Source organism: Yoonia sp. (assembly GCF_046498525.1).
In the GTDB taxonomy this organism is placed as follows: Bacteria; Pseudomonadota; Alphaproteobacteria; order Rhodobacterales; family Rhodobacteraceae; genus Yoonia.
The window spans coordinates 1-5492 of sequence record NZ_JAWOAN010000153.1 but is presented as its reverse complement, the minus strand read 5'-3'; the positions used below and the strand labels follow the sequence as shown (position 1 = coordinate 5492).

Here is a 5492-nt window from a genome sequence, read left to right as displayed (position 1 = left end):
GTCATACTGATCTGCGGACAAGGAAGATTGACCATCCGCCCCGCGATACACGATCGCGCCAGAGGGCCGTGCCGCGTTATCCAGCAAAGCCTTCGACCAGCGCGACGCCGCATTATGCACATCAATCGCCGCGGCCGCCGCCTGTAAAGCCGAAAACCCGTAGTGGTCATCCTGCGGATGAAAGCTCTTGATATGGCAAATCGGGCTGGGGCCTTCCGTCACCGCAAACCGGTGCTTGCGGCCATTGACCATGTACTCGTAACCCACGGGCCAGCCATCGGCACCGGGAACGACAGACATCCGATCCGAGCGCAAGACATGCATCTCCACCGGCAGGGCATCATCGGCGACAGCCTCCAGATACCCGTTACCAGTCAGCAAAAGCTGCCCGAACAATGCCTCCAGCAGCTCCGCCCTGCCCTGTCCCGCGTTGGGACGCGCCAACAAAGCTTGCACCGGATGCGTCTCATACCGGCGTGCGGCATCCTGCACGACCACAGGCAATGCCGCCGCCGCCTCTGCGATCATCCTGACCGCACGAAACCCGATCGGGTTGCCCGAAAAACCGGCCCGTGTCAGCGACACAACATCACGCGGCGACCAGGCGACACGACCGGCACTGGACATCGCCATCACACGCCCCGTGGCCGAGGCCTTCGCCTCGACCGGGGCCGCATCTGGCTTGGTACGGTTTAAAAATTCAAACATTCAAAACTCCTGGTGCCGGTCGTTTGTGACCATCTGCAGTTCACGAAAAACAATTTCGCGCAAAGGGTTTAGGAAATCGCGACAGCACCGTCCGGCACCGCACGCAACGCCCTTAGAGCGTACGAATACTGGGGTTCCGCCACTTCGCGGCAGGTTCGATCATCAAGTCGTACAAAGCCCAGACCAACGCATCGACACGGTCCGGCGACCCCGTGCCTTCAAATCCACGTATCGTCATCTGCGCCATCTGTTCCTCCAGCGCGGACAAACCACGCAAATGGCTGACGCGGCCCTGCTCGTAAAGCGCAGCAATCGGTTCCGCACGCGCGATCTTGCCCTTGCTGGCATGAACAGACCGATAGGACACCAACGGATCTACCCCGCGCACCACGACCTCGACCATATCGCCGCCCTGATTGACCTCGGCCACCAGCCGGTCCGCCCCATGCCTGCGCATCGCACCAATCGCAGCCTCGGCCCAAGCGGTCGGACGCGCCGCAGACATACTCGCGTCGTCCAGTACAACTGCATGCCAGTCCTGCACATTGCCTTGCATGCAGACCCCCGCCACGATGATCCCGCATGCATCCGACCCCGCATGCGACGTGCCGGGGGGATCAATAGCGACGACAATCCGGTCAAGCGCCGGCGCATCCGCAACCTGACAGCGCGCAAGATCACGCGCCGACCAGAGCGCACCCTCCACTTCGGTCAGCATCACGCCATCCATTTCCTGACGCCCCAGTGACGTCCCGCCATAGCGCCCCTCGATTTCCTGCAGGAAACTTGCCGCAAGGTTCGCACGGTTCGCTTGCGTCGGTGCATGGGTTACAACTGTCGTGTCCTGATCCAGCAACTCCCGCAGCATCTGCGACTTGCGCGGCGTCGTTGTCACACAGGCGCGCGGGCTGTCGCCCAAGCGCAATGCAAACTGCAACATATCCCACGCCTCGCCACCCTTGCGCCATTTGGCCAATTCATCTGCCCAGACCGCATCGAACTGCGGACCGCGCAGGCTATCGGGATCGTGGGCGGAAAACACCTGCGCCTCCGCCCCGTTGGGCCAGACCAGCAAACGGCGGCCCGCAATCCAGTCGGGACGGCGATCGGGCGGGCATACGGACAGAATACCGCTATCACCAAACACCATCACCTCGCGCGCCTGATCCATCGTCTCACCGACCAGGGCGACACGGCGCGCAGCACCGCACGCATGGGGGCGCGCACCCTCGACCATGCTGCGCACCCACTCCGCACCCGCGCGGGTTTTTCCCGCGCCGCGCCCGCCAAGGATGACCCATGTCCGCCAATCACCCCTTGGTGCGATCTGATGCGGCATCGCCCAAAAGTCGAACAGGTAAGGCAGCGTTGCAAGCTGCTCTGGTGTCAGCATTGCAAGGAAATCCATCTGCCAAGAGGCTTTCGCGGATGCGATCAAGTCGGCCCCTGATTTCAAGTCGGATCGCATCATAGTCGATAGCGTCTGCGTCTGGGTCAGTTCCGGTTTTTGCATGGAATGCGTCCTCGGCAGTCAGCACCTTCAGGTGCGCTGCATGTAAAAGATCAAGTTTGTTGCAAATTTCTTTGAGATTTGGGCCTGTAACTTCCGTCAGGCCATCCACCATCTCTCGCAGCCGCATGCGAATATCACGCGACAGATTATCAACTTCGGCCAGCCTGTCTGCTGGCCTCTCGGGGCCATCTGGCCCCGCTTCGTTCAGTTCATTCATGGTAATAGGACCTGTAAGGACACTTCCGTTACGGTCGAGCGACAGGGATCGCACCGCGCTGATCCCCGTCTTCTAGCAAGAATAAAAATACCTGCGGACAGGTCAAATGTCAATCAGGGTGGACAGCCACACCGCGCGGCCTGTTAACCTTAAAATAACAAAATCAAAAGGTTATCCGTCACTGTCGCGCTCTGCCTCGATCTGACGCCAGACTGCAACATTGCGGTTGTGGTCCTCAAGATTGGTCGCAAAGGCATGGCCACCAGTGCCATCCGCCACAAAGAAAATATACTCTGTCGTGTCCGGATTGAGCGCAGCCTCGATGGCGGCCTTTCCGGGGTTCGCAATCGGCGTCGGCGGCAAAGCTGGGATCACATAGGTGTTCCAAAGAGTTTCCCCGCGCAACTCGCTCTGGCGCAAGCCACGGCCCAGCACGCCTTCTCCGCGGGTAATCCCATAAATCACGGTCGGGTCCGTTTGCAGGCGCATACCGCGATTCAGACGGTTGACAAACACGCTCGCTACTTGCCGGCGTTCATCGGGAACACTGGTTTCCTTCTCGATGATGCTGGCCAAGATCAACGCCTCTTCCGGCGTCTCGATTGGCAGGCCATCGACACGGTTCTGCCAAGCCTCGGTCAGGATTGCCTCTTGCGTCGCCTGCATCCGCGCCAAAATCGACGACACGGTGTCGCCTTCGGAAAACTCATAGTCGCGCGGCGCCAACGTTCCCTCGGCAGGCGGATCGGTCACATCCGCACTCAGGACATCGATCTGGCCTAACGCATTGGTAATCTGCCAACTGGTTGCACCCTCGGCGATGACAAGACGGAACGTCGCACTGCCGTCCGCCTTGACCTCTTGGTAGGTCACGGGCGGTTCGTCCTCAGCGACAACAAATGTCTCCAGCTCGACGAACTGGTTTGTGGCCGGATCAAGCTCGCGCACATCAACCACAGTGCGGTTGATCCCCACACGATAAATCACCTCGGTCCCGCATGTATTGCGGCCACCACGCGTGATGATATCAACAATTTCTTCCATGGACGCCGCCTCTGGTACACGGAAACGACCGAATTTTATGTCACCTGACTTTTCACTGTAGCGGGCACCTGTCTCATAGACAAAAGCTGACGAAATCGCCCCCTTCTCCAATAGCGTGTCAGTGAGCACGTCAGTATTTGCAGCACCTTCCGGCACCTCAAGGCATATCGCAGCCTCTAGCGGACCCTCAGCGCGATATTCGCGCGTACCCCATGCGACGATTCCAGCCAGCAAGAAGAGGCCAACGATCAGGAATGTCAGAGCATTTGACGCGATATGTCGCCACATCAGTCGACTTTCCCGAACACGACGCTTGCATTGGTGCCGCCAAAGCCAAAGGAATTCGACAAGGCGATGTCAATCTTTGCAGGCCGCTTCGCATTGGCGCAAAGGTCCACGACCGTCTCGCAATCGACATTCTCAAGGTTGATGGTCGGCGGCGCGACCTGATCGCGGATCGCAAGGATCGAGAAAATCGCCTCGATCGCGCCAGCAGCGCCCAACAGGTGCCCTGTCGCCGATTTGGTCGACGACATCTTCAGCGCAGATGCGGCATCCCCAACCAGCCGTTCTACAGCGCCCAGTTCAATTGTGTCTGCCATCGTCGACGTGCCATGCGCATTGACATAATTGATCTGTGAAGGGTCAATCCCCGCATTGCGGCAGGCCGCGCGCATCGCGCGCTCCGCGCCTTCGTGATCGGGTGGTGGGGCCGTGATGTGATAGGCATCACCGCTCAGCCCATAGCCCAACACTTCGGCATAAATCTTGGCACCACGGGCCTTCGCGTGCTCGTATTCTTCAAGCACAACAATCCCTGCGCCCTCGCCCATTACGAACCCGTCACGGTCCTTGTCCCACGGACGGCTAGCCTTGGTCGGATCGTCGTTGTGCTTCGTGCTCAGCGCCTTGCAGGCGTTGAACCCTGCAATCCCCAACTCGCAAATCGCGGCTTCGGCACCACCGGCGACCATAACGTCCGCATCACCATGCTGGATCAGTCGCGATGCGTCACCAATGGCATGCGCGCCGGTCGAACAGGCAGTTACAACCGCATGGTTCGGGCCACGGAACCCGTATTTGATGGAAACCTGACCCGAAATAAGGTTGATCAGCGCACCGGGCACAAAGAAGGGTGACACACGGCGCGGGCCTTTTTCAGCCATCATCACAGCCGTATTCGCAATCGAGTTAACCCCACCGATACCGGAGCCGATCATCACGCCTGTCCGCTCTTGGTCCTCACGGTCCTCTGGGGTCCATCCCGCATCTTCAATGGCCTGCTGCGCGGCAGCCATGCCGAAAATGATAAAGGTATCGACCTTGCGCTGCTCTTTGGGGTCCAGATACTTGTCCGCGTTGAAGGTTCCGTCAGATCCGTCACCCAAGGGCACTTCACAGGCGTATTGCGTGGTCAACCGGCTGGGGTCAAAACCGGTGATTGTCCCGGCACCCGACTGGCCATCCAGAATCCGTTCCCAGGATTTTTCCACACCGTCCGCAAGGGGCGTGACCAACCCCAGACCTGTCACAACAACACGACGCATATAATGCCCTCACCTCTTGGCGTATTTCGCGCCACTGATAGCCCAGCGAAGGGGCTAGGGGCAAGTGCGGCGATTGCGATCGGCAATGATCGGATCGGGGTGTTTATTCACAACCGAAACATCATTATTGCGAAATCAGCACAACAAAATGCAAAACGGCGCCCAAAAGGACGCCGTGTCGCAAAATCAGTCGAAGTGCTTACTTGGCGCCGTCGATGAACTTAACAGCGTCGCCGAAAGTCTGGATGGTCTCGGCAGCGTCATCAGGGATCTCGATCCCGAACTCTTCTTCGAACGCCATAACCAGTTCGACAGTGTCCAAGCAGCCGATTTGCTCAGTTTACACTTTGGAGGTGAATTTGCTATACTCTAGAGTTGGTGATTCCTCCATTTCCGAAATAAGGGGAAATAACTGGTATCTCGGGAGTTATGAATGGCTGATACGATCGAGTCCTTTGTGACC

At 58.7% G+C, this 5492-nt stretch carries 4 protein-coding genes and 1 pseudogene; all 5 read right to left on the bottom strand.

Features of this window, described 5'->3' with window-relative positions:
* Positions 1–708: phage portal protein (locus R6T97_RS10170; protein ID WP_410349181.1), on the bottom strand; the 708-nt coding region annotated here is incomplete at its 3' end.
* Positions 709–820: 112 nt separating this feature from the next.
* Entirely contained in the window at positions 821–2116 is a 1296-nt protein-coding gene (locus tag R6T97_RS10165; protein WP_410349182.1) for a DNA-packaging protein, read from the bottom strand.
* Positions 2117–2609: 493 nt separating this feature from the next.
* Positions 2610–3770 carry an endolytic transglycosylase MltG gene (gene mltG, locus R6T97_RS10160; RefSeq protein WP_410349180.1) on the bottom strand — a complete coding sequence of 387 codons (1161 nt, stop codon included), beginning with the start codon at positions 3768–3770 and terminating at the stop codon, positions 2610–2612.
* Positions 3770–5029 carry a beta-ketoacyl-ACP synthase II gene (fabF, locus tag R6T97_RS10155; RefSeq protein WP_410349179.1) on the bottom strand — a complete coding sequence of 420 codons (1260 nt, stop codon included), beginning with the start codon at positions 5027–5029 and terminating at the stop codon, positions 3770–3772. The genes mltG and fabF overlap by 1 nt, the downstream gene beginning before the upstream one ends.
* Positions 5030–5228: 199 nt before the next feature.
* Positions 5229–5351, bottom strand: a pseudogene (locus R6T97_RS10150) (acyl carrier protein); the annotation flags it as partial.
* Positions 5352–5492 lie beyond the last annotated feature (141 nt).

Excerpts from the sequence above, each read along its gene's own strand:
- fabF (WP_410349179.1), bottom strand. The coding sequence starts at position 5,029 with ATGCGTCGTGTTGTTGTGACAGGTCTGGGGTTGGTCACGCCCCTTGCG.
- mltG (WP_410349180.1), bottom strand. The coding sequence starts at position 3,770 with ATGTGGCGACATATCGCGTCAAATGCTCTGACATTCCTGATCGTTGGC.
- R6T97_RS10165 (WP_410349182.1), bottom strand. The coding sequence starts at position 2,116 with ATGGATTTCCTTGCAATGCTGACACCAGAGCAGCTTGCAACGCTGCCT.